At 47.3% G+C, this 25,289-nt stretch carries 26 protein-coding genes; 22 read left to right on the forward strand and 4 right to left on the reverse strand.

Going from position 1 to position 25,289, the window contains the following annotated elements:
- Nucleotides 1–4 precede the first annotated feature (4 nt).
- Nucleotides 5–1,975 carry an NAD-dependent DNA ligase LigA gene (gene ligA, locus J4760_RS12565; protein ID WP_145288460.1) on the forward strand — a complete coding sequence of 657 codons (1,971 nt, stop codon included), beginning with the start codon at nucleotides 5–7 and terminating at the stop codon, nucleotides 1,973–1,975.
- A 2-nt stretch (nucleotides 1,976–1,977) separates the two neighbouring features.
- Nucleotides 1,978–3,171, forward strand: a complete 1,194-nt coding sequence (locus tag J4760_RS12570; RefSeq protein ID WP_237605945.1) for a CamS family sex pheromone protein — start codon at nucleotides 1,978–1,980, stop codon at nucleotides 3,169–3,171.
- A gap of 49 nt (nucleotides 3,172–3,220) precedes the next feature.
- Here J4760_RS12570 and putP read toward each other — a convergent pair whose 3' ends face one another.
- The gene (putP, locus tag J4760_RS12575) at nucleotides 3,221–4,780 is read right to left on the reverse strand and encodes a sodium/proline symporter PutP (protein ID WP_145288455.1); all 1,560 of its coding nucleotides are present in this window, start codon (nucleotides 4,778–4,780) and stop codon (nucleotides 3,221–3,223) included.
- A gap of 295 nt (nucleotides 4,781–5,075) precedes the next feature.
- Between putP and gatC the strand changes: the two genes are divergently transcribed.
- The 3 genes from gatC to gatB are packed head-to-tail and all read left to right on the forward strand — an operon-like array spanning nucleotide 5,076 to nucleotide 8,283.
- Complete coding sequence (gene gatC, locus J4760_RS12580) at nucleotides 5,076–5,366, forward strand: Asp-tRNA(Asn)/Glu-tRNA(Gln) amidotransferase subunit GatC (protein WP_145288453.1); 291 nt, start codon at nucleotides 5,076–5,078, stop codon at nucleotides 5,364–5,366.
- Between the two features lie 11 nt (nucleotides 5,367–5,377).
- A complete protein-coding gene (gatA, locus tag J4760_RS12585) occupies nucleotides 5,378–6,853 on the forward strand; it encodes an Asp-tRNA(Asn)/Glu-tRNA(Gln) amidotransferase subunit GatA (protein ID WP_237605946.1) in 1,476 nt (491 codons plus the stop codon).
- Nucleotides 6,853–8,283: an Asp-tRNA(Asn)/Glu-tRNA(Gln) amidotransferase subunit GatB gene (gene gatB, locus J4760_RS12590; RefSeq protein WP_237605947.1), complete on the forward strand. Its 1,431-nt coding sequence runs from the start codon at nucleotides 6,853–6,855 to the stop codon at nucleotides 8,281–8,283. The genes gatA and gatB overlap by 1 nt, the downstream gene beginning before the upstream one ends.
- Before the next feature lie 55 nt (nucleotides 8,284–8,338).
- Here gatB and J4760_RS12595 read toward each other — a convergent pair whose 3' ends face one another.
- Nucleotides 8,339–9,109 (reverse strand): hypothetical protein, encoded by a 771-nt coding sequence (locus J4760_RS12595; RefSeq protein ID WP_237605948.1) that lies wholly within the window; start codon nucleotides 9,107–9,109, stop codon nucleotides 8,339–8,341.
- Between the two features lie 124 nt (nucleotides 9,110–9,233).
- Between J4760_RS12595 and J4760_RS12600 the strand changes: the two genes are divergently transcribed.
- From J4760_RS12600 to J4760_RS12615, 4 genes are all read left to right on the forward strand, one after another.
- Entirely contained in the window at nucleotides 9,234–9,740 is a 507-nt protein-coding gene (locus tag J4760_RS12600) for a GrpB family protein (RefSeq protein WP_237605949.1), read from the forward strand.
- Entirely contained in the window at nucleotides 9,733–9,900 is a 168-nt protein-coding gene (locus J4760_RS12605; RefSeq protein WP_186365509.1) for a hypothetical protein, read from the forward strand. The genes J4760_RS12600 and J4760_RS12605 overlap by 8 nt, the downstream gene beginning before the upstream one ends.
- Nucleotides 9,897–10,823, forward strand: coding sequence for a diacylglycerol kinase (locus tag J4760_RS12610; protein WP_237605950.1), 927 nt, complete (start codon nucleotides 9,897–9,899; stop codon nucleotides 10,821–10,823). The genes J4760_RS12605 and J4760_RS12610 overlap by 4 nt, the downstream gene beginning before the upstream one ends.
- A 117-nt stretch (nucleotides 10,824–10,940) precedes the next feature.
- Nucleotides 10,941–11,606, forward strand: coding sequence for a hypothetical protein (locus tag J4760_RS12615; RefSeq protein WP_237605951.1), 666 nt, complete (start codon nucleotides 10,941–10,943; stop codon nucleotides 11,604–11,606).
- A gap of 26 nt (nucleotides 11,607–11,632) precedes the next feature.
- Here the strand turns inward: J4760_RS12615 and J4760_RS12620 are convergent, their stop codons facing one another.
- Nucleotides 11,633–12,424 (reverse strand): glucose 1-dehydrogenase, encoded by a 792-nt coding sequence (locus tag J4760_RS12620; protein ID WP_237605952.1) that lies wholly within the window; start codon nucleotides 12,422–12,424, stop codon nucleotides 11,633–11,635.
- 115 nt (nucleotides 12,425–12,539) lie between these two features.
- On the opposite strand from J4760_RS12620, the gene J4760_RS12625 reads away from it, so the two are divergent.
- The 13 genes from J4760_RS12625 to J4760_RS12685 all read left to right on the forward strand — a co-directional run bounded on the left by J4760_RS12625 (nucleotide 12,540) and on the right by J4760_RS12685 (nucleotide 24,211).
- On the forward strand, nucleotides 12,540–14,351 hold the full coding sequence (locus J4760_RS12625) for a 5'-nucleotidase C-terminal domain-containing protein (protein WP_145288430.1): 1,812 nt from the start codon (nucleotides 12,540–12,542) through the stop codon (nucleotides 14,349–14,351).
- Nucleotides 14,332–15,687 carry a 23S rRNA (uracil(1939)-C(5))-methyltransferase RlmD gene (gene rlmD, locus J4760_RS12630; RefSeq protein ID WP_237605953.1) on the forward strand — a complete coding sequence of 452 codons (1,356 nt, stop codon included), beginning with the start codon at nucleotides 14,332–14,334 and terminating at the stop codon, nucleotides 15,685–15,687. The genes J4760_RS12625 and rlmD overlap by 20 nt, the downstream gene beginning before the upstream one ends.
- An 88-nt stretch (nucleotides 15,688–15,775) precedes the next feature.
- Complete coding sequence (locus J4760_RS12635; RefSeq protein WP_237605954.1) at nucleotides 15,776–16,543, forward strand: hypothetical protein; 768 nt, start codon at nucleotides 15,776–15,778, stop codon at nucleotides 16,541–16,543.
- Between the two features lie 406 nt (nucleotides 16,544–16,949).
- Nucleotides 16,950–17,426, forward strand: a complete 477-nt coding sequence (locus J4760_RS12640) for a VanZ family protein (protein WP_237605955.1) — start codon at nucleotides 16,950–16,952, stop codon at nucleotides 17,424–17,426.
- A 125-nt stretch (nucleotides 17,427–17,551) separates the two neighbouring features.
- Nucleotides 17,552–18,544: a tRNA dihydrouridine synthase gene (locus tag J4760_RS12645; RefSeq protein ID WP_237605956.1), complete on the forward strand. Its 993-nt coding sequence runs from the start codon at nucleotides 17,552–17,554 to the stop codon at nucleotides 18,542–18,544.
- A gap of 137 nt (nucleotides 18,545–18,681) precedes the next feature.
- Entirely contained in the window at nucleotides 18,682–19,227 is a 546-nt protein-coding gene (locus J4760_RS12650) for a DUF1697 domain-containing protein (RefSeq protein ID WP_237605957.1), read from the forward strand.
- A gap of 129 nt (nucleotides 19,228–19,356) precedes the next feature.
- Nucleotides 19,357–19,794 (forward strand): VOC family protein, encoded by a 438-nt coding sequence (locus tag J4760_RS12655; RefSeq protein WP_237605958.1) that lies wholly within the window; start codon nucleotides 19,357–19,359, stop codon nucleotides 19,792–19,794.
- On the forward strand, nucleotides 19,787–20,323 hold the full coding sequence (locus J4760_RS12660; protein WP_237605959.1) for an RDD family protein: 537 nt from the start codon (nucleotides 19,787–19,789) through the stop codon (nucleotides 20,321–20,323). The genes J4760_RS12655 and J4760_RS12660 overlap by 8 nt, the downstream gene beginning before the upstream one ends.
- Before the next feature lie 66 nt (nucleotides 20,324–20,389).
- The gene (locus J4760_RS12665; protein WP_237605960.1) at nucleotides 20,390–20,908 is read left to right on the forward strand and encodes an NUDIX hydrolase; all 519 of its coding nucleotides are present in this window, start codon (nucleotides 20,390–20,392) and stop codon (nucleotides 20,906–20,908) included.
- Nucleotides 20,908–21,378 carry a GNAT family N-acetyltransferase gene (locus J4760_RS12670; protein WP_145288407.1) on the forward strand — a complete coding sequence of 157 codons (471 nt, stop codon included), beginning with the start codon at nucleotides 20,908–20,910 and terminating at the stop codon, nucleotides 21,376–21,378. Before J4760_RS12665 ends, J4760_RS12670 begins: the two co-directional genes overlap by 1 nt.
- A gap of 79 nt (nucleotides 21,379–21,457) precedes the next feature.
- Nucleotides 21,458–22,375, forward strand: a complete 918-nt coding sequence (gene cysK / locus J4760_RS12675) for a cysteine synthase A (protein ID WP_145288404.1) — start codon at nucleotides 21,458–21,460, stop codon at nucleotides 22,373–22,375.
- An 85-nt stretch (nucleotides 22,376–22,460) separates the two neighbouring features.
- Nucleotides 22,461–23,261, forward strand: coding sequence for an ABC transporter ATP-binding protein (locus tag J4760_RS12680; RefSeq protein ID WP_145288402.1), 801 nt, complete (start codon nucleotides 22,461–22,463; stop codon nucleotides 23,259–23,261).
- 5 nt (nucleotides 23,262–23,266) lie between these two features.
- Nucleotides 23,267–24,211 (forward strand): VOC family protein, encoded by a 945-nt coding sequence (locus J4760_RS12685; RefSeq protein WP_237605976.1) that lies wholly within the window; start codon nucleotides 23,267–23,269, stop codon nucleotides 24,209–24,211.
- A gap of 33 nt (nucleotides 24,212–24,244) precedes the next feature.
- Here the strand turns inward: J4760_RS12685 and J4760_RS12690 are convergent, their stop codons facing one another.
- Entirely contained in the window at nucleotides 24,245–25,141 is an 897-nt protein-coding gene (locus J4760_RS12690; protein ID WP_237605961.1) for a protein-ADP-ribose hydrolase, read from the reverse strand.
- Between the last annotated feature and the right edge of the window lie 148 nt (nucleotides 25,142–25,289).

Raw genomic sequence — 25,289 nt, forward strand, 5'->3', positions numbered from 1 at the left:
ATCAATGGAAGAGAAAATCAAGTCACTGCAGGATAGGCTGAACCGGTATAACTATGAGTATCACGTGCTCGATGCACCGACCATTCCGGACAGCGAGTATGACAAGCTGCTGCACGAACTCATTGCGCTCGAGGAGCAGCATCCTGAATACCGGACGGATTCCTCTCCGACAGTCAGAGTCGGTGGCGCGGTGCTGAGCCGTTTTGAGAAAGTGGCGCATGACACACCGATGCTGAGCCTCGGCAATGCTTTCAATGAAGAAGACTTGAGAGCTTTCGACAGAAGGGCAAGGGAAGCTGTCGGTGATGTGGAATACATGTGCGAACTGAAGATAGATGGTCTGGCCGTTTCGCTGAAATATGAAGCAGGCCAGCTTGTACAGGGAGCGACGCGGGGAGATGGCACGGTCGGTGAGAACATCACTTCGAACCTGCGGACGATCCGCGCGATTCCGCTGTCACTCGACCGCCCGCTGTCATTCGAAGTGAGAGGCGAGGCATACATGCCGAAGCCATCATTTGAAAAGCTGAATGCCGAAAAGGAGGAGAATGGCGAAGCACCATTCCAGAATCCAAGGAACGCAGCCGCCGGCTCCCTGCGCCAGCTTGATCCGAAGCTTGCAGCCAAAAGGAACCTGTCCATCTTTCTGTACAGCGTCAATGATCTGACGGAGCTTGAGGCGGATACGCAGAGCGGCGCCCTCGATGAGCTCGATGACGCAGGTTTCAAGACCAACAAGGAGAGAAGGCTCGTCAGTGATATTGAAGGCGTGCTCGAGTATATCGAATACTGGGAGAACCATCGCAATGATCTGGAATATGACATCGACGGCATCGTCATCAAAGTGAATGCCTTCAGCAGCCAGGAGGAGATGGGCTATACGGCAAAATCTCCGAGATGGGCGATTGCCTATAAATTCCCGGCCGAGGAGGTTGTCACCGATCTGCTCGATATCGAACTCACTGTCGGACGTACAGGCGCAATTACACCGACGGCCATCCTCGAGCCGGTCAAAGTGGCAGGCACCACCGTCGCACGGGCTTCACTCCACAATCATGAGCTAATTGAAGAGAAGGATATACGCATCAATGACAAGGTGATCATACGCAAAGCCGGTGACATCATCCCGGAAGTGGTGCGTCCGATACTTGAAGAGCGGACCAGCCAGGAAGTTTACAAGGCACCGACAAAGTGCCCGGGCTGCGGTCATGAGACGGTCAAACTGGAAGATGAGGTGGCCATCCGCTGCATCAATCCCGGCTGTCCGGCACAGCTTGTCGAAGGCATGATCCACTTCGTATCGAGAGGGGCGATGAATATTGATGGACTGGGTGAAAAAGTGGTCCGGCAGCTTTTCGATGCCGGTCTGATCAAGGATGTCGGTGACCTGTACGCATTGACCTATGATGACCTTATCCCGCTCGAACGGATGGGGGAGAAGAAGGTCCAGAACCTCCTCACAGCTATTGAAGCATCCAAGGAAAATCCGCTCAGGAAACTTCTTTTCGGACTCGGAATGCGATTTGTCGGTACGAAAGCGTCCGAGCTGATTGCGGTTGAATTCGGCTCGATGGATGCGATCATGAAGCAGCCTAAGGAACGATTTATTGAAATTCCTGAGATTGGTGAAAAGATTGCGGCTTCCATCGTCACCTATACGGAGCACCCCGATTTCATAAAACTGGTGGAAAAGCTGAAGGCGTTCGGTGTCAATATGACTGAAGATGTCAAAGAAGCATCGAGTGGCCAGTTTGACGACATGGTATTCGTACTGACGGGAAAACTGACAGAACTGACACGTGGAGAAGCCAAGGAAATGATTGAGAATGCCGGTGGCAAGGTGACAGGCAGTGTATCCGGCAAAACGGACGTCGTCGTTGCAGGGGAAGATGCCGGGAGCAAGCTTGAGAAAGCGGAATCCCTCGGTGTAACTGTCTGGAACGAAAAAGAATTCATTGAGAATATGGAGCAGTAGTCATGAAGAAGTATATAATATCTTTTCTGTTTCTGTCAGTCTTCCTCGCAGCATGCAGCCCCGAGGAGACACCCGAACAGAATGAGGCGGCAAATGAAGGAGAAGTAAGTACATTGCCTGCAGAGGAGCAGGAGGAGACGGCAACCACGAGCAGTGGAGACGAATACTACCGCACTGTCATTCCCTATGAACTTTCTCCTTCGCGGGGACTGACAAGCTCCAATATGGTATCGAGCTACAACATCGAAGCGTTTGAAAAAGGTCTGTTCGAGCTGAGCCGCGAATCATTCAGCCCCGAAGAATATGTATTCAGGGAAGGGCAGGTGTTCACCGAAGAGATGATCCGGGGATATCTCGGCCGCGCCTATACGGTGGAAGAGATAGAGGCGATGTCGGAAGAGGAGATGGCCAGCAATAACGCATTCAGCAACCTTGGACTGAACCCATCTGTGGAAGGTGAGACCGATCCTGAAAGGATTGCCGCCGAATCCCCTCTGTACCTCTCCCACATACTTGAGCAGAACTATATGGTGGAGAACGACGGATCATTCGATTTTTCAGGCATGACCATCGGTCTGGCGATGAACAGTGAATACCAGTATCAGAAAGAGCAGTATGGTCCGACATTCACCAGGGAACTGGATGCCGACACAATCAGGCAGGAGGGCGAGCAGATGGCCCAGGAGATTCTTGAACGCATCCGGGCCAACGAAGACTATCAGGATATCACCATCAGATTCGGCATCTTCGTACAGTCGACCGATACTGCCATTGTGCCGGGTAATTTCGTGTCCACAGCAGAAGTGGCACCTGGAGCGGATCAGATAGACAGCTTCGAGCAGGTCAATGCAGCGTATGCGCTGCTGCCTTCCTCTGAAGCAGGGACCATCAATGAAGAGATCAACAATGAATATATCAATTTCAACAGGGATCTGGAGTCGTATTTCGACAGTTTCACAACGTCGGTCGGACAAGGCTACTTCATGGATGGGACGCTCGAGCGTCTGACGATAGAAATTCCTCTGGAATACAGCAGCAGGGGCGAGGTGATCGGGCTGACCCAGTATGTCAGAGGTCTGGTATCAGAACATTTCAATGATACGGAAGTTGAAGTGTCGATCAAAGATAAAAACAAGACTTATTCACTCATCACAAAATCCGGAGAAGAAGATGTCAGCGTGCATATATATGAATAGCAGACATGAAAAGGCCGCATCGATGAATATCGATGCGGCCTTCAATATGCTATCTGTTATTTTTCAGAATACTTGTCGTTTCATCAAATTCAGCTTCCATCTCTTTCGAAATGCCTGTGCCCTGGGTCATTTTACTTACAATGATGGCTGCAAGTGTCGAAACGATGACGCCCGGTATGATTTCATACAGGCCTGTACCGAAAGTACCGGCTGCGATCCAGATGATGACCGTTGCTGCACCTGCAATGATGGATGCGACAGCACCGGAGCGTGTGAGTCCTTTCCAGTGAAGGGAAAGCACAACAAGCGGCCCGAATGCAGCCCCGAATCCGGCCCATGCATTCGCAACGATGTTCAGGATGACGGAGTCTTCATCCCATGCGATGATGATGGCAACAATGGCGACGAGCACGACGGAAAGACGGCCAAGAAGCACAAAGTGCCTATCGAGTTCCTCTTTGGATTTTGTTTCCTTATCCAATGACTTGCGTCTGACGATCTTGTAGAAATCCTGTACCAGCGAGCTTGATGTAACAAGGAGCTGCGAGGAAATCGTACTCATGATTGCGGCCAGAATTGCCGCAAGGAAAAATCCACCGATAAGTGGATGGAACAGTACCTGGCTCATCAGAATCAGGATGGTTTCCGGATCGGCTACGTCATTGGCTGTGGCATCCGTGAATGCAATTCCGAGCAGTCCTGTAATACATGCACCGATCAGTGCGATGGACATCCAGGTGATGCCGATGCGTCTCGCATTTGGAATGATCTTATGTGATCTGATGGACATGAAACGCACGATGATGTGCGGCTGACCGAAGTAGCCGAAGCCCCAGGCCAGGTTACTGAGTATCGTGATGATTGAAACGCCGCCGATGAATGATAAGTAATTGGCATCAGCCAGTGTGCTGAGCTCTTCAATTCTGACGAAAGGTTCAACACCTTGCCCAGTAAGGTTCAGCCATGCGACGATTGGAATCAGTACAATGGCAATGAACATGATTGTTCCCTGGAAGAAGTCTGTCAGACTGACTGCGAGATATCCTCCAAAGAAAGTGTAGATGACAACAACAGCTGCAGTGATGAACAATCCCCAATGATAAGGGGCATCGAATGCACTCTGGAACAGTTTACCGCCGGATACCATTCCGCTGGCTGTATAAACTGCAAAAAATACTACAATAACAATACCAGAAACAATTTTTAGAATATGTTTGTTGTCCTTGAACCGGTTTTCGAAGAAATCCGGAAGCGTGATCGAGTCGTTGGACACCTCAGAGTAGACTCTGAGTCTTGGTGCCACCACCCAATAGTTTACATACGCGCCGATGGTCAGTCCGATGGCGATCCAGATGCTTGAAAGCCCGACGCTGTACATGCTGCCCGGCAGACCCATGAGCATCCAGCCACTCATATCGGAAGCGCCGGCTGAAAGTGCCGTGACCCATGGCCCGATGTTGCGGCCACCCAGCATATAGCCGTTGAGATCGGATGTGGATTGCTTGTAGGCATAGAATCCGATGCCGATCAGTATGGCAAAGTAGATTGCCATCATGATGTACTCCTGCCATCCAGCCGTAAAAGTAAATTGTGCTGAATTCAGTATCATTTTATCTCCTCCCCTTAAACACAATACAAAACCTGGTGTACCAATGCAAATTGATTCTGTGGAATTCCATGCCCCGAACCGCCTCAATCCTTGATGTGATAGCCATTGTGACGGTATAAAATTACACAGTTTAATTATACTATACATAATTTCATTTAAAAAGAATATTTAGAAAATAAAGAAAATAATTTTACACTATTGGGCCCATTTTACATTATCGAAATAGATGGAATAGATTTTTAAAGTAATGTTTGATAAAATTTATATGTTCTTTATTAGAAATGGAGGGAACAGGATGTCTGAGATCAATCTGGATACAGTAAAACACGTGGCCAATCTTGCACGTATAGAAATACAAGATGAAAAAGCGGCGGAAGCCTTCACAGAAGAACTGGATAAAATTGTGGACTATGCCCATCTTCTTGATGAGGTGGACTTGAGTTCGACGACACCGATGTTCCACGCAGTGGACTTGAAGAATGTCCTGCGTGAGGATGACAAACAAGCGCCTCTGTCCCAGGAAGAAGCGCTCAGCAACGCCAAATCTACACAGGACGGCCAATTCAAAGTGCCGAAAATGCTATAAGGAGGGCTCGTGTGAACATTCATGAACTGACAGTGGAAGCACTGTACGATAAGATACAATCCAAAGAAACCAAACCTTCTGAAGTAGTGGGTGCGCTATTCGATAGAATCGAAGCGTCTGATGAGACAATCGGTTCTTTTTTATTTTTGAATAAGGAAGATGCATTGAAACAGGCAGAAGCGCTCGACCAGCTTCAGGAAGACGATAGGATGGATGGACCGCTTTTTGGGATACCGATGGGCATCAAGGATAACATCTGTACGAAGGATATACTGACAACATGTGCGAGCCGCATGCTCGAAGACTTCAGGCCGGTCTATGATGCAACGGTCATGGAGAAGCTGAATGACTCGAACGCCATCCTGATGGGCAAGCAGAATATGGATGAGTTCGCCATGGGCGGTTCCACTGAGAACTCCTATTTCAAAAATGTCCGCAATCCATGGGATCTGGACGCTGTACCGGGCGGCTCCTCAGGTGGCTCGGCAGCTGCTGTGGCAGCAGGATATGTACCATTCTCCCTCGGTTCCGACACGGGCGGCTCCGTCCGCCAGCCTGCTGCATTCTGTGGCGTTGTTGGAATGAAACCGACATACGGACGCGTGTCCCGCTATGGATTGGTCGCCTTCGCCTCTTCCCTCGACCAGATTGGACCGATTACACGCAATGTCAGGGACAATGCGAAAATTCTTGGACTGATTTCAGGTAACCACAACAAGGATGCAACAAGTGTACCGGATCGTGATGCTGATTTCCTCGAAGGCATCAATAAGGATCTTACCGGCATGAAGATCGCCCTGCCGAAGGAATTCATCGGCGAAGGCATCAGCACGGAAGTGGAGGAATCAGTGAAAAAAGCGGCAGAAACTTTCAGATCGCTCGGTGCGACAGTGGAGGAAGTCTCCATCCCGCATACCAAATATGTCGTCAGTGCCTACTATCTGATCGCTTCCAGTGAAGCGAGCTCCAATCTTGCACGCTTTGACGGCATCCGCTATGGCTACAAAGCAGAAGGTGCGAAGACGCTTGAAGAGCACTACAAGAAGACACGTGCCGAAGGCTTCGGTTCCGAAGTGAAACGCCGTATTCTGCTTGGTACATTCGTCCTCAGTGCAGGGCACTACGACCAGCACTACATCCGCGCACAGAAGCTGCGTGGTGTAATAGAGCAGGAAATGAAAGAAATCTTCAATGAATATGACCTCATCATCGGTCCGACAGCGCCGACACCTGCCTATAATATCGGTGAGAAATCCGATGACCAGCTGGAAATGTACAAGGATGACATCCTCACGATTCCGGCCAATCTGACAGGCATGCCCGCACTGTCCATACCGAGTGGACTGAGTGCTTCAGGACGTCCAATCGGTCTGCAGCTGATCGGCAACCACTTTGATGAGCAGAAGATATACAATGCAGCCTTCAAATTCGAAGAGCAGTTCAATCTGCATGAAGAATTGAAGCAGCTGCAACTGGAGGTGCGATAATGCATTTTGAAACCGTCATCGGACTCGAAGTCCACGTTGAACTCAAAACAAATACGAAAATGTTTTCGGATGCACCTGCACACTTCGGTGCCGAACCGAATACGAATCTGAGTGTCGTCGACCTCGGCTATCCGGGTACACTGCCCGTACCGAACAAGGAAGCGGTCAACTTCGGCATGAAAGCAGCCATGGCACTCAACATGGAGATTGCCGACGTCACCAAATTCGACAGAAAGAACTACTTCTATCCCGATAATCCGAAAGCCTACCAGATTTCCCAGTTCGATCAGCCGATCGGTGAGAACGGCTGGATAGAAATCGAAGTCGGTGGAGAAACGAAACGCATCGGCATCACGCGTCTGCACCTGGAAGAGGATGCAGGAAAGTCTTCCCACAAGGACGACTATTCACTGGTCGACTTGAACCGCCAGGGCACACCACTCGTTGAAATCGTCTCCGAGCCCGACATCAGAACACCTGAAGAGGCATATGCATACCTTGAGAAGCTGAAGGCGATCATCCAGTATACCGGCGTATCCGACTGCAAGATGGAGGAAGGTTCACTCAGATGTGACGCCAACATCTCCCTGCGTCCTTACGGCCAGGAGGAGTTCGGTACGAAGGCCGAGCTCAAGAATCTGAACTCCTTCACCTATGTAAGGAAAGGGCTGGAATTTGAAGAGAAGCGTCAGGAGAAGGTGCTGATGAAGGGCGGAGAGATTGCCCAGGAGACACGCCGCTTTGACGAGAAGACGGGGGATACCCTCCTGATGCGTGTCAAGGAAGGGTCTGACGACTACAGATACTTCCCGGAACCGGACCTTGTTCAGATTCACATCGATCAGGAATGGAAGGACAGGATCAGGGAAAGCATCCCGCTTCTTCCGGACGCGCTCAAGGACAAGTACGTCAACGAATACGAGCTGCCGGCATATGATGCACATGTACTGACGCTCAAAAAGGAGACATCCGACTTCTTCAACGAAATGGTGGAAACACACCAGGCGGATATCAAACAGGCATCCAACTGGCTGATGGGTGGCGTCAACGAGTACCTCAACAAGCAGCAGGTCGAGCTCGGCGATACTGAACTGACACCTGAAAACCTTTCTGAAATGATAGCCCTGATCGAAGATGGCACCATTTCAAGCAAGCAGGCGAAGAAGGTCTTCACCAAAATTGTTGAAAATGGCGGCAGTGCCAAGCAGATCGTCAAAGACCTCGGCATGGAGCAGATTTCAGACCCATCCGTGCTTACCGGCATGGTGACGGAAGTACTGGATGCGAATCCGCAGTCCATCGAAGATTTCAAGAACGGCAAGGACCGTGCCCTCGGCTTCCTCGTCGGACAGATCATGAAGAAATCAAAAGGACAGGCCAATCCGAAGATGGTCAATCAGATTCTGCTGGAAGAAATCGACAAAAGATGATCAGGATCAATATATCCATTTAAAAACGCTTGGGTGAAAACTTCACCCAAGCGTTTTACTGTGCCATGAATTCGTATATATTCTGTACGACCTGCATTTCGGATGCAGGTGTCATTTCATCCGTCTCGTAGTCATAGAAGTCGCCTTCTACGGACACGTCCTGGTTGTCTATATAGTAGTAGTCGCTGGCTGTGAGATCATTGCTCTCCTCTTCGAGTACAGCAGCAAGGTTTTCATGCTGATGAACATTCGGGTTGCCGAGAATATAGACGACTTTGCCATCATCATAGAGATTCATGTAGGCATTTGTCAGACGATCCAGATTGCGCTCAGGCAGTACCTCGGCATTATAGTCGCTGATCTGCAGCGCGTCCATGATGACGGCATCACTGTTCGCATTGACAGACACTGCTTCGAGCTCTGGTGTAGTGGATGCCAGGTCCACCCGGTTGAATTCGATGTAGTCTGAGCCGAACTGTTCCGATAATGAATCGATGAAGCTGTCGCTGTAGTATGAAGGAATGACCACATCGATGATCAGTGCTTCATTGGCAACCACAGCTTCGGCATAGGCTGCTTCGAGCGACTCCTGATTGAACGTCAGCGTATCGCTCTCCTCTGAAGGTTCGGTGGATGCTTCCTCAGTCACTTCTTCCGTAGAAGTTTCAGTGTTTTCCCCGCTGGTCTCTAAAGTGGCTGGTTCGTTGGTTTCTGCCGGTCCATTCGCTATGGATTCACTGTTATCCATCGTTCGGTCCATGCCGAAATTGATGTAGATTCCGGCGCCGAAAATGATGACAAGTAGAATGATCAGTACTTTCTTCATGATGCCCTCCTTTAATGTAGTACACATACAATTCATCAAATATGATATAATGTTGAAAATAAATTTTTTTCAAGTCAATTATACACAAAAATTTTAATGAATGACATAACTAGGATGATTAATGATGAACAGTGACACAAACTATCAAAAGGCGTTGCATTGTTATATCCAGGCCTCATTGAACATTCTGAATCACTTCAGGACCAGTGTAAAGGAAATTCACCATGTTGGTTCCACAAGCATTCAGAATATGAACCTGCCTGGTGAAGTCGATGTTCTGCTGCTGATAAAGTATGAAGATAATATAGATAAACTGGCAGATCGTTTGACGGGGGTAGGCTACGACAAGGTTGAAGACTTCTCCAACGATTATATCGAGGAGGTCGTTCTGCGCCATACCCATGAGAACCTCGAAGTGAATTTCATCATGATGCACCACGAGTCGGAACGGAAAGATGAAATCCTTTACTGCAGGAATAGAATCGAGGAGAATCGGGAGTATACTGAGCGATTCAGACGGTTGAAGGCTGCCCATCTGAACGCACGTATTGCTGATGATGAGTACCAGGAGAGGAAGTCCAATCTGTTTTCCGCTGTTATGAATATGCAGGAGGATGCAGGCGTTGTATAGGCTCCTCTTCATTTTCAACTGTTTCCTTATCGGAATCATGATTCTTGTATCGACGACCAGCCACGACACATTGCTGCATGCGCTGCAGATCATCGTATTTGTATTGAGCGTCTATCTTTTCTATTCATACACTAAACAGAATAATAGGAGAAGAAAATGAAAACTGCGAGAATTATATATAATCCGACTTCCGGCAGAGAAGTATTCAGGGAATCGCTGGCAGACGTACTGGAGCGGTTCGAGATCAATGGCTATATTACGAGTACCCATGCAACAACTGAGATGGGGAATGCAAGAATTGCTGCAGAGAAAGCATGTGAGATCGGGTTCGATCTGATTGTGGCTGCCGGAGGCGACGGTACGGTGAATGAGGTAGTCAATGGCATGGCCATTTTTGATAGACGGCCTTCTCTCGGCATCATTCCGATCGGGACCGTCAACGATTTTGCGAAAGCTTTGAACTTGCCGACAGATATAATGGAAGCGACCGACACAATTCTCAATGGCATGGCTGCGAGCATCGACATCGGGCTGATGAACAGCAAATACTTCATCAATATTGCAGGCGGCGGCAAGATTACGGAAGTATCCTACGAGGCACCGAGCAAGCTGAAATCGATCATCGGTCCTCTGGCATACTATGTCAAAGGCATCGAGATGCTGCCTAAAATCAGAAGTACCGATGTCAGAATCGAGTATGATAATGAAGTCTTCGAGGGCAAGGTGATGCTTTTCCTTCTTGGTCTGACGAATTCGATCGGCGGATTCGACAAGCTTGTACCCGATGCCAGATTGAATGATGGGAAATTCACCCTCATCATAGTGGAAGAGGCGAGTATTGCCGAAATCGGCCATATCATGACGCTTGCGACAAGAGGCGAGCACCTGAAGCATCCGAAAGTCCATTTCTTCAAAGCAGAGGAAGTGAATATTTCTTCGTTCGAAGAAGTGCAGCTCAACCTGGATGGGGAATTCGGCGGTGTCCTGCCGGCACGATTTACGAATCTGAAGCAGCATCTGGAAATCCGGGTGCCGGAGTCATTCTATGATCAGCACATATTGACACTCGAAGAGGAAATATAATCTGCCTTTCAGTCTTATATTTCCAGGGTTCAAATAAATGATAGTGGGTAAAAGGGAATATGCCAGATGCATCCTTCATAATATGCGCAGCATACTACATGAAAAGAGGTACGTTTTATGTTTGGTATTCCCGACCTTATATCACTGATCATATCTGCTTTCATCATACTTCCAATTGTTGTGATCATGAGAGAGATGGGATATGTGATTGCAGGTCTTATCTTTGGAGCAAAAAACAGCAGGCTTACGCTCGGCTCCGGCCCCAGGCTTTTCAAACTGGGAAAACTGGACATACGTAAGCACTACCACCTATACAGCTGGTTCTCATACGATGAACTGAGCAACCAGAGCAGATTTGCCTATGTGATGATCTATGCCAGTCCGATTCTGATCAATGTCATATCCGGTCTTACCATCAACGGGCTGCTTGCGAATGGATATATGACAGAGCAGGCGACTTTCTGGAACCGTTTCATCTTCTACACATTCTATTATGTTCTTTTTGATGCAATTCCGATGAAGACGGTCAACGGCATGCCGAACAACGGAATGCTGGTCTATGAAATGCTCCGCTACGGCAAACGTACGGACCGCAATAAGGAACCTTTCATCCCGGCAACTTCCGAAGTGGAAAAGGAGTATCAGGAAGAGATGCATGAGATGGAAGAGGAAGTGGAAGAGGAGAAGCGGGAAAGGAAAGAAGAAGAAGAGAAGAAGGAAAAAGCGCGCGAAAAGAAAGAGGAAGAAAGAGAAAAGCGCAAACAGGCAGAAAGAGAAAGCTGAGTGGCCAGGCCACTCAGCTTTTATTTCTACTCGTCGTATTCAGGATCCCTGTGGGAAGGATAGAGGCTCAGGCCGCCATCCGCAACAATGGTCTGCCCTGTAATGTAGACGGACTGTTCTGATGCCATGAATGCTGCGATATTGGAAATATGCTCCGGTTCGCCAACATAGCCCATCGGTACAAAGTCATCCGCGCCTTCCTTTTCCTCCGGTGTGGAGAAGAAGTCTTCATTGATCGGCGTGTTGATGCTGCCAGGTGCAATATTGTTGATACGTATGCCGAGCCTGGAATATTCAAGTGCCATGGACTGCGTGAGCAGTTTCAATCCGCCCTTGCTGGCAGTGTAATGGGCGTAATGTGGCCATGGAATGATTTCATGTACACTTGAAATATTGATGACACTGCCTTTCTTGTCGGTATCGAGGTAGTGCTTCACAGCTTCGCGTGTACCGATGAAGGTGCCACGGAGATTCGTGTTGATGACTTTGTCGAATTCGTCTACGGACAATTCATGGCTGCGTACATCATTCTGGATGCCGGCATTGTTGACCATGACGTCAAAACCGCCAAACTGATCGATGGTCTGCTTTACAAGATCGATGATCTCCTGCTCTTTGGTCACATCGCATTTCATGGTGACGACGGATGCTTCCCCACTGTCGAGATCATCAACGATCTTGTTCGCATCCTCATCTCCGCTATGGTAAGTAAATACAACATTCATGCCTTCTTCGTGGAATCTCTCCACTATCGACTTGCCGATACCGCTTGATCCACCTGTAACGATTGCTGTCCTGCCTTTTAGTTCCGAGTACATAAATTCACCACTTTCAATTGGATTCCTAATTTGTATACCCGGAATATTCCACTTCAAGCCTAAAGAATATGCAATTTTGATATAATGAATACAATCAATCAACCAGAGGTGTTCTATGAAACTGACGATTTTTGCAACAACAGATGTACACGGGGCAATCTACCCGTATGATTATTTCAACACTTCTTTAAAATCATCGAGCCTGCTTCATGTGCAGTCGTACATTGATCGATATAAGACGGAACACCCGGATGAACTGGTGATCACTGTGGATAATGGGGATATGCTCCAGGGCGATGTGTGGAGTGACTATGACTACAGGCATCAGGATACGCCACTCTTTGTGCCACAGGTAATGAACGGCATCTATGATGTCATCGGCATCGGAAATCATGAATTCAACTTTGGTCTCGACTACCTTCATAAAGCATATAGCCAGATCAATGCCGCAATCGTCAATTCCAATGTTGATTTCAAGGACCATCCGATAAAAGAGCGCATCAGTCCATATGTCATCCTTGAAAAGGGGACAGCAGAAGGCATCCTCAAGATAGGATTTCTGAGCGTTGTGCCGACACAGATACTCAAATGGGATCAGACGCATCTTGAAGGCAACGTGACTGTAGAAGATATGCGCACAACTGTGGAGCGGACAGCTGAAGAAATAAGGGCGGAAGGTGCCGATATCATCATTCTCCTGTCCCACTCCGGCATGAGCAAGCACCCTGATCACCTTAAGAGCTATGGAGAGAACCAGACACTGCTGATGACCATGATCAAGGATATCGATGGCATCGTCTTCGGACATACGCATGAATTTTTCCCGGATCAGATGCTGGAAGCGGAAATCGACAATATCGACCTGAACAAAGGCGCAGTCAACGGCAAGCCGATGGTCCAGCCGGGTGTATCTGCGAGCCACCTCGGCCAGCTGACGTTCGAGCTTGAGCGTGGTGAGGACTGGCATATCACGGATTCAAAGGCCCAGCTTATCGAAGCGGCAGACATGCCACTCGATGAATCGCTCAAAACAAAGTACAAAAACCTTCATGATCAGGTCTCGGATTATCTTTCGAAGCCCATTGGACACATAGACGAAGCCTGGCATACGTATTTCTCAAGAGTACTGCCTTCAAAAGCCGTCCAGGTGACAGCAGAAGCAGGCAAGGCATATGCCCGTGCTCTGATGGACCAAGGGGAAATCGAGACACATCCGATCATCGGGTTCAATGCGGTCATCAGAGCCGGCCGTGACGGTCCGGATGACTATACGGTGCTTGAAGCGGGAGAAATTACACTGTCTGCAGCCATTGATCTATACAAGCACACCAATATAATGACCATCATCAAAGTGGATGGCAGAACACTCAAGGAGTGGCTCGAATGGAGCGCTTCCCAGTTTGTAGAGGCATCTTCTGCTACAGATGAACTGCTTGCGCCGAACAGATCGAAAGACGGCTTCCCGAGCTACAATTTCGATGTTTTCTTCGATCTTGACTACACCGTTGATATTACACGACCGCCCCGGTACAGTGGGACTGCAAAGCAGATCAGCGATTCGGAACGCATTGTTGAAATGAAATACAAGGGCAGACCGGTGGAACCGGATGATTGGTTCATAGTGCCGGCAAACAACTACCGGGTATCATATACACCGTTTCTGAGAGATGCCGAAGTCGTCCATGAATCCTATCGGCATGTCCGGGACATCGTCGTTGAATACATGATGACAGAACCCGAGTTCGAACATAGGAATCCAATGACCATCATGCCTGCACGTAAATATAAAATGATGTCGGCGACAAAAGCCAGGGGCTATATAGAAAAAGACAGCAGAATAAATTATATCGAATCAATCGATGATGGATTCAGCTGGTACGAGATTGATCTAAGCAAGGAGGAGCAGTATGGCAGTAGCAAAGAATGACTATTACACAGCAACAGTAGAGGACTATACACATGAAGGCATGGGTGTCGTCAAGATAGATAACTATCCGATCTTCATCGGGAATGTACTGAAAGGTGAGGAGATAGAGTTCAAGGTCCTGAAGACCAACCAGAGATTCGGTTTCGGCAAAAGCATGAAGGTGATCACACCATCCGAAAACCGCATTGAACCGCCATGTCCGTACTACTATGCATGCGGCGGATGCCAGATCCAGCCGCTCAGCTACCCGGAGCAGCAGGCATTCAAGAAAGGTGCAGTGGATCAGAGCATCAACCGGATGGGCAAGCTCGACCGTGAGACGAAAGACGTCATGGCCATGGAGAATCCATTCAACTACCGCAATAAATCCCAGATTCCCGTCCAGTTCAAAGACGGCAAAGTGGAGATGGGTTTCTATCAGCCGAGAAGCCATAATATCGTCGACATTGAATTCTGTCTGATCCAGAAGGAGATCCACAACCAGCTGATGGTCTTCATCAAGGAACAGTTCAATAAAGAGCATGTCTCAGTCTACGATGAAGCAATGCACAAGGGGCTCATCAGGCACGTCATCATCCGTTCCAACCATGATGACAGCGAAGTCCAGGTGGCGTTCATCACCAACGGCAAGAAGAACATTTTCAAGAACATCATCAACGAAGTTACAAAAGCCTTTCCGATGGTCACAAGCATCGTCCAGAACGTCAATGACAAGAAGACCAATGTCATCTTCGGTGACGAGACGATTACGCTGTACGGAGAAGACTATATTACAGATACACTTCTCGGCAAGCAGTTCCGCATCAAGGCAAGGTCCTTCTATCAGGTCAACCATGCTCAGACCGAGAAGCTCTATCAGAAAGCCATCGACCTCGCCGGCCTGAAAGGTGACGAGACCATCATCGACACATACTGCGGCATCGGCACCATCGGATTGTGCGCATCGGACAAGGCAAAGAAAATCATCGGCATCGAAGTCGTTGGTTCCGCAGTCGAGGACGCGAAGGAGAATGCACGATTGAACGGCGTGGACAACGCGGAATACCACCTCGGAAAATCCGAAGAGGTCATGAAGAAACTCGTCAAACAGGGCGTCAGACCCGACGTCGTCTTCGTCGATCCACCTAGGAAAGGATGCCACCCCGAGTTCCTTGAAGCACTCGCAGAAGTCGCTCCGAAGAAAATCATCTACGTATCATGCAATCCGAGCACACTGCAGCGCGACCTGAAATACCTGAAAACACAAGGCTATGACATCAGTCCGGTCACACCGGTGGACATGTTCCCGCAGACGAACCATATTGAGAGTATTGTAGGGTTGGAGAGAGTTGAGTAAACAAAAATGAAAATTTAAAACTTTACATTGTAGCTTAAGAATGAAAACTTGACGTTCGCAATAATAAAGTAGTGAAGGTGTAATTGATATGTCAGAATCAGTAAGGGGAATTATTTTCAGTGCGTATGATAGGTTGGAAGAAGCACACTGGAATATTCACCAAATGGAATATAATTATCACGACTCTGATGCGTTTAGATATTCTTTAAATTCTTTTCTAAGAGTAATAAAAGAAGTACCTCAAATACTTCAAATGGAATTGCAAAGTAGAGACGGATTTACAGGATGGTATAAGGAGCAGCGTAAAGTTATAAACGAAGTGCCGTTAATTAAGAGTCTGTTTAAGCAAAGAGATATAGTGGTCCATCAATCTATATTGAAACCCAATAGCAGTGCAACCCTTGGCATCACAGAAGGAAGAGGCATTAAGTTGGGTTTAAATTTGCCACTCAACCCCTTTCAAGACAGCGATTTTCTTATGGTAAATTATTTGTTAACAGAAGCAAATAGTGATAGAGATTCAGATGTTCTAGGTATATTGAGTGATGACGAAGATCAATTACCTTGTATAGAAAGGTACTGGAGACTAGCCCCTTTTGAAGAAGATATTTTAGAATTGACTGTGCAAGCATGGGAGACAATCGCTTCTTTAATAAGAAATACGATAATATGGTTAGATGAAGATCCAAGTCAATTGAGATTAAGTATTGATTGCATACACACCAGTTCTTCAGTTGCTCTTTTAATTTATAAACGAGAGTGGATAGAAGTAATTAATGCTGAGATTAATAATGGAAAAGACATTAATGAATTGTTATATTTGATGAAGGTATTGAGGAATACCTACCAAGTGTGAAGATATTAAAAATTTTTATTCGTCTAAATCTCGAAAAGTACTTAATCTATTTAACTATTTAAATAAGTTCTAACATTATAGCTGATTTCGTTTTAAACAAATTTAGTAAAGAACATTTTAAAGTAACAACTTTCATTAGTCGGATAAAATATTTAATATAATCTATTGCCCAGTTCTTAACTTTTAGATCTGGGTTTAATTTACGTAATAAAATATTTAAGTTTTTAAGGCTACAGGTTACTTTTAAAGTAAATTACATTTAGTTCAAATAGGAAATAATTTTTAACAGCTTAGTGTTTCTGTTTTTAGTTTTAACCAAGTTTGAGGTATAAATATTGGTGCAAGGTAAAACCTATTTTAAGCGTCTTTTGAAATATCTAAAGGTAAGGCAAATGGGAGAAAAAGCATGAAGCAAATAGTAAAATTCATTCTCGGTCTCAGTTTCATCCTCTACCTCTATATTCTGATGGACTTGATGTTCATTCGTCCTGAAAATGGCATGTATGCTGGTCATTCATTGCTTGAATATATACAGGCGTCATCGAATTTCGTGCCATTCCGCACCATTGCCGAAAATATTCATGGAATAGCAGGGAATGGTATGGACACTGGCCTTGCGATAAGGAATCTGACTGGCAACCTGTTCATGTTCCTGCCGATGGGAATCTATCTGCCATTTCTGATCAGAAAGATAGATGGAGCGAGCAAGTTTGTTGTCGCCATGACCATCGTGCTCATTATCCTTGAGGTTGCACAAGTGCTGACAAGGAGAGGTGTCATTGATATTGATGACTACATTCTCAATATGGCGGGTGCATTGATGGGCTACGGCATCTGGAAGACGAAACTGCTGCAGAAACTGCTCAAGGGCATCTATTCCTAGCTCGGGCAGAATTTCAAATGTGAAATAAATGAGTATTTCCGGATTAAAAGGTTGATGTGGACGGCGGAACATATTAATATAAAGTATTGCTTAGGTATAACGTAACGAAAGGATTTGAATTTCGTATGAAAGATAATTTTTGGCGTGATCTGCCACGACCGTTTTTTGTACTGGCGCCGATGGAGGATGTAACGGATGTCGTCTTCCGTCATGTCGTGGCTGAAGCGGCAAGGCCGGATGTGTTCTTCACTGAGTTCACGAACTCGGACAGCTACTGTCATCCGGACGGCAAACAGAGTGTGCGTGGCAGGCTGACTTTCACTGAAGATGAGCAGCCGATGGTGGCACACATCTGGGGCGATAACCCTGAACATTTTCGGCAAATGAGTATCGGCATGGCTGAGGAGGGCTTCAAGGGCATCGATCTCAACATGGGCTGTCCTGTGGCAAATGTTGCCGGCAAAGGAAAAGGTAGTGGACTCATCCGTCGTTTCGAAGTGGCAGCGGAACTGATCCAGGCGGCAAAAGCAGGGGGATTGCCTGTCAGTGTGAAGACGCGTCTCGGATACACGGAACTTGAAGAGAGGCACGCGTGGCTGACGCATGTCTTCCAGCAGGATATTGCGAACCTGTCCATTCACCTTAGAACCCGTAAGGAAATGAGCAAGGTGGATGCACACTGGGAACTGATTGCTGAAATAAAGAAACTGCGTGACGAGATTGCACCGGATACACTGCTGACGATCAATGGGGACATTCCGGACCGTGCAACAGGTATGGAACTTGCTGAAAAGTATGGTGTGGATGGTGTCATGATTGGACGGGGGATTTTCAAGAACCCATTTGCATTTGAAGAAGAGCCGAGGGAACACAGCAGCCAGGAGCTGCTGGATCTTTTGAAGATCCACCTCGATCTGCATGATAAATACTCCGAAATTGAACCGCGTAAATATGCACCGCTCCATCGCTTCTTCAAAATATACGTCAAAGGCTTCAAAGGTGCAGGTGAACTGCGTAACCAGCTGATGAATACCAAATCGACTGATGAAGCGCGCGTACTGATCAATGAAGCAGAACGCACCTTGTCTGAAGAGATGGAAGCACAGCATTCCATATAGAAATAGCGATAGATGCCAGGGACATTCATGAAAATGGATGTCTTTTTTTATTGTTCCACTATAGTTTATCGTAGCGATGGAGCAGGGGTCATGTGGTAAAATGTAAATGAATCTGAGGTGGGTAGGGGGAGATGAATATGATCTATGTTGCACTGCTTCGCGGAATCAATGTGGGTGGCAACAATAAAATTGATATGAAAGATTTGAAAGTGTCTTTTGAGAATGCAGGTATGCATAATGTGGCAACTTATATCAATTCAGGCAATATTATTTTCTCGAATGAAATTCATGATCAGCATGAACTACCAGATATTCTGGAAGCGACGATTCTGCAGGACTTTAATCTCGACATCAGAGTGCTGATCAGAAGTTTTGAGGAAATTGAAGCTGTCATTGATCATCTTCCGGATAATTGGCGGAATGATAAGGAAAGAAAAAGCGATGTCCTGTTTCTATGGGAAGAGATCGACAATCGATCAGTGCTGGATGAACTCAAGATCCGTCCGGATATCGAGCAGGTCATCTATATTCCAGGAGCCATACTCTGGTCGATGGATAGGAAGGATCTGTCAAAGAGCGGCATGTCGAAAATAGTGGGGACGAAAGTGTATAAGAAAGTCACAATTAGAAATGTGAATACCGTCCGTAAGATCCACTCGCTCATGAATAGTGTCGATCGTTGAATCCTGCCCAGATTAATCTGGGCAGGTTTTTTTGTCCTTCTTCAACTTGATAGCACTGTATAATGTACCTGCTCATGCCGGAAATCTGATAAAATGTAAGTGAATAAATACACTGAAGGGGTGAGTGAAATGATCGGTGTGGAAATTGATATGGTTGTTGCTGACAGTCTGCAAGCCTTGGAACTCTATGAGCGTATATTTGATGTCAAACGCATTGAAGTGACAGATTTTCCAAAAGGGGAAAATGAAGTCGTCTTTTCATTGTATGATGTGAGGTTCCATATGCTGGACGAAAATGAAGCGTTTGAACTGAGGGCACCGAAACCGGATGATCCGAAGCCGATATGGTTCAACATCATGGTGCCGGATATCGAGGAAACATATGGCAAAGCCATGGAGGCAGGTTGCACAGAAGTGCAGGCCGTGACCGAAATGGCGGATTATGGTGTATCGAATGCGATGTTCAGTGATATGTTCGGCTACGTTTGGATGCTTCATGAAATTCATAGGGAAGTCGGCTTTGATGAGCGCGTAAAACTGTGGGAAGACCGTAGAGAAGATGCATAGTATATATCAGAAGGCCGCAGAAGTACCAGGAATCAAGCTTAGATTCAAAGCGCTGTTTTTCGACTGGCTGTTCATCCTCGTCTGTCTCGCGGTTGTAGCCATTCTTAATTTCATTATTACGTTTTTCATACTGGATGGCATTCCGCAGTATACCGCTGTCCAGGCGCAGCTGATTGCTACGTTCTGTTCCGTTGTGCCGATCATTCTTATATTTTCCTACATGGAAGGGAGAGCGCCATACGCCTCCTTTGGCAAACGAAGAACCGGGCTCAAAGTCGTCTATCGCGGAAACCCGGCAGCGGGCAGCCTGATCAGAAATACGATGAAGTTTCTGCCATGGCAGTTCGGACATATGAGTACGATCAGTGGCATATATGATGGCTTTGATACACCATTCTATATTACCTTCTATGCTCTATCCATGATTCTGGTGATTGTATATATAGGGATGGTTCTTGTACGGAAGGATCATAGGCATCCAGGGGATATTCTGGCGGGCAGTACTGTTGTAAAAGCCTTAGAGCAGTGATGTTTTTGAGTTTCCAGATAAAAATCAATATACTGGGCATAAGTACTGAAAATAGGAGATTGGTCTATGGAGACATGGGATATATACGATGTTTCACGCAATAAAATGAACAAGACGATGGTGCGTGGAAATCAGCTTGCACCGGGTGAGTATCATATGGTCGTTCACGTGTGCATTTTCAATACCAGTGGAGAGATGCTCATCCAGCAGAGGCAGCCTTTCAAAGAAGGATGGCCGGATATGTGGGATGTGACGGTGGGCGGCAGTGCGCTCAGTGGCGATACGAGCCAGATGGCTGCCGAGCGGGAGACGCTCGAGGAAATCGGTCTGAAATTGAATCTGGAGAATGTCAGGCCTACTATGACGATGAATTTTGGTCGGGGTTTCGATGATATCTACCTGATTGAAATGGATGTGGATATCAGGGAGCTGTCGTTGCAGTATGAAGAGGTCAAAGATGTAAAGTGGGCATCGAAGGCAGAGGTACTGGAAATGATTGAAGCAGGGACATTCATTCCCTACGAACAGAATCTGATCAGACTGTACTTCGATCTCGTCAATCGGCAAGGGGCGGTACGGAACTGATGGATAATATTGATGAAATACATATCAGACAGATCAGAGAAGACGAACGCGTACCGATGGCGCTGCTGAGAATTGCGGATCCATCCGAGCAGCAGATATGTTCGTACCTGGCAAAGTCTGATTGCTACGTTGCTGAAATGGACGGTGAGATCATCGGTGTCTGTGTAGCTGGGGAGACTTCCCGGGACGCCATCGAGATATACAATATTGCTGTTACAGAGGGACATCAAGGCAAAGGTCTGGGTAAACATCTGCTGATGGATGCCGTGGAAAGGTATGCTCAGTCAGGTTGGAAAAGCATTGAAATCGGAACCGGCAACTCAAGCATCGGCCAGCTTGCACTCTATCAGAAATGCGGCTTCAGAATTGATGGCATCATACACAACTTCTTCGTGGACAACTATGAGGACCATATCTATGAAAATGGCATCTGGTGCCGGGATATGATTCGCCTGAAGCGGGCACTGTGATCCATCATTTTGACCTGCAGCGTAAATTGCTATAAGATACTGTTGAAGTAGGAATTAAAAGAAATGAGGGTAAGTCCATATGAATAGGGTCGACAGCATTGTAGATGTAATCGGTAATACGCCGGTTGTGAAACTGAATAGGGTAGTCCCTGAAGGGGCTGCGGATGTCTATGTAAAACTTGAATTGTTCAATCCGAGCAAAAGTGTAAAGGACCGGGCGGCATTCAACATGCTGAGACAGGCGGAAGCGGATGGTGTAATTGATCCTGGTGGTACGATCATCGAGCCGACGAGTGGCAACACGGGCATTGGTCTGGCAATGAATGCTGCGGCTAAAGGGTATAAGGCCATATTCGTCCTGCCGGACAGCTCGACGAGTGAGCGGATCAGCCTGCTCAAGGCATATGGTGCCAAAGTGGTACTGACGCCGGCGGACGAGAAGATGCCGGGATGCATCAGAAAGGCGAAGGAACTGCAGGCGGAGATCCCGAACAGCTTTATTCCGCAGCAGTTCGAAAACTACGCGAATCCGGATATCCATCGTACGACGACGGCCATGGAGATTCTTGAGGATTTCGACCATGACCTTGATGCGTTTGTAGCGACTGCGGGAACAGGCGGCACGATTACAGGCACAGGCGAGGTATTGAGGGAACATCTGGAAAACATCCATATCACAGTTGTTGAACCGAAAGGTTCACCGGTGCTTTCAGGCGGACAGCCGGGCAAGCACAAGCTGGTCGGTACAAGTCCTGGATTCGTGCCGAACATACTGAACACGGATATATACGATGAGATCATCCAGATTGAAGATGAGGATGCGATCAACATGTTCAGGCGTCTGGCCAAGGAGGAGGGCATCTTTGTTGGTCCTTCTGCTGCAGCATCTGTGCATGCAGCCATCATTGTCGCCAAAAAATTGGGACCAGGCAAGCGGGTACTGTCCATCTCACCGGACTCGGGTGAACGCTACTTGAGCATGGGATTGATCGAATAGTAGTAATCAAGGCGGTGGATTGGATTCCATCGCCTTTTTTATGTATATTTACACGTAAATACATCAAGCATCTGAGGGGTGTCATATGGAAAAGATCATCAAGTTGGAAAATATACTATGGAAGCGGGACGGGGAAGAAATTCTGAAAGATATCAGTTGGGAAGTGAATCGGGGAGAGAACTGGGCGATCCTCGGTCTGAATGGTTCGGGGAAGACTTCACTTTTGAATATTATTACGGGGTACAACTATCCGACAGCCGGGAGTGCCACAGTACTTGGGACGGAATTCGGCAAGGCGAGTCTTCCTGAAATGAGAAAGAAGATCGGTTTTGTCAGCAATGCGCTGGGTAGATTTCAGCAGACGATGAACCGGGAGACCGTTGAAAACATCATACTCAGCGGCAAGTTTGCATCTTTCGGCATCTATCAGGAAATTACGCCAGAAGATGCCGAGCGGGCGGCAAGTATTCTGAAAGATCTGAGGCTCGAGTACATATCAGAAAAACGCTACGCCGTCCTGTCGCAAGGCGAGCAGAGGAGAGTACTGCTCGGCCGTGCACTGATGAATGAGCCTGAGCTTCTGATTCTGGATGAACCATGTGCGGGTCTCGATGTGCTGGCACGGGAGGATGTACTGTCGATGACTGAATCGGTTGCTCGAGACACTCTGCCACTGCTCTACGTCACCCACCATATTGAGGAGATTACTGATGCAATCAGTCACGTTCTGCTGATACGTGATGGAGAGATTATTTCGCAGGGTCCGAAGCAGGAAGTGCTGACGACAGAGAATCTTTCTACAGTCTACAAGATTCCAGTCAGAATGCACTGGGAAGCGGAACGTCCATGGATGTCTGTGGAGCGGCCAAATAAGGAGAGCAGGTGAATGGAATGATATCAGGACACCATCATATTTCCATGTTTACAAAAGATTTAAAAGAGAACAATCATTTCTATACGGAAGTACTCGGTCTGAGAAGGGTGAAAGTTTCCGTGAATCAGGGCGATCCGAAGATGTACCACGTCTTCTATGGTGATGCGCTTGGCAGTACAGGAAATGATCTGACGTTTTTTGAAATCGGCAATATCGGCAGCACCCATCCCGGTACCAATATGATCTCCGCCATCGGACTGCTTGTACCAAGCCATGAGAGTCTCCAATACTGGCAGCAGCGCCTGGATAGCTATGGTGTTTCGCACGAAGACATCACCCGGTATGGCAATAGGGAAGCACTCCGTTTCAATGATCCGGATGGCCTGGCCCTTGTACTGATCAATCATGACAATCAGGCTGTCCCGGAAGACTGGCAGCCATGGAGTGAAAATGACATAGAAGAAGGGCATCGGATTCTTGGCATGGGTACAGTGGAAATCACCGTGATGGACATGCCAAGCATCGTTTTACTGCTTGAGAACACCTTCGGCTATACCGTCGTCCATGGCAATGCCGAGGAAACGCTGCTTACTTCCGTTGCAGATGAAGTGTTCGGCGAGATTCTGATAAAAGCACAATCGGGACAAAAAGCACGCGCAGGGCGGGGCAGTGTGCACCACCTGGCCATCCAGTCGAAAGAACGCCCGCTTCTGGAATGGGACAGAATATTGAAAGACCAAGGATATGCAACGACCGGAATCAAAGACCGTTATTATTTCGAAAGTCTGTATTTTACAGAGGAGAATGACATTACCTTCGAAATCGTCGGTCCTGTATCCAGGGGATTCACTGCGGACCGGTCGGCTGAAACGCTTGGCAAGACACTTGATCTGCCGCCTTTTCTTGAGGAAAGAAGGGAAGAGATCGAATCCTATCTCAGACCGATTGAGGAGTGGACATAAACAAAGAGCGGCAGAAAACTCTGCCGCTCTTTGTTACTTGAACACGTCTTCATAGATTGCTTTGTCCGCTTCGCTGTATACATTGAAAACGATCCGATCGAAATGATGATCGTTCTGCTTGAGCCAGTTGCCGACTGTCGTGACAGCGATCTCTGCTGCCCGCTGCTTTGGAAAGCCGAACACGCCTGTTGATATGGCAGGGAAGGCAATCGTTCTGATGTCTTCAATTTCATGTGCCAGGTCAAGACAGGACTGGTAGCTTGAAATGAGTTCGGCAACATGCACATCGTTGAGGGGTGTTTCATTGGTCACTGCCGGTCCGACAGTGTGGATGACGTAAGTGCTCGGCAGATGATAGCCACGTGTTATTTTTGCGGTCCCTATCTCTTCATCTGATTTCTGACGGTGGATGATTTCGGCACAATCATCCCGCAGCATCGGTCCGGCAGCGGAGTGGATGGCATTGTCCACACAATCATGCAGCGGCTGCATGCATCCGAGCAGTTTCTCATTGGCGGCATTGACGATGGCATCGGCTTTGATGTCGGTAATATTCCCTTGCCAGAGTGCCATCATGTCGGCGCCCTGTATTCCATTCTCGGGGAAAGCTGAAACAATACTTGGAATCGAGGCTGCAGAAGTTGTCTGCTTCTCTGCTTTCTCCTGTTGCAGCAGTGCATCAAGCTTTCGCATCATTTCCTTTTTAAGTGGCAGTGGTTGTCTGATGTTGAGCAGGGCACGGATCAGTCTCCTTTTTGCGATCTGGTCATCCGGGATATCAATATCCTGCGTCCCTGCCTTTTCATTGCGTAATATCTCCAATACTTCATCCGTCAAAGTTTCCTTGCTGGTGTTTTCAGCCATCACCGGCTCGAACGGTTCGTATAATCTGATGGCATTTGCATATTCGGACAATTCGATGTTTGCCATTACAATCACCTCTTGCTTATATTCTGTCACGAAAATCCCTCGATTTCCACGCAAATGAATCATATGTATATCTCATCTTTTATTTCACATTTTATCGTTAATGGTTTTTTCCTATGGGTATAGTTACTATGAATGTTTACAGCAATCC

The organism is Salinicoccus sp. ID82-1, assembly GCF_021991715.1.
GTDB classification, from domain to species: Bacteria; Bacillota; Bacilli; order Staphylococcales; family Salinicoccaceae; genus Salinicoccus; species Salinicoccus cyprini.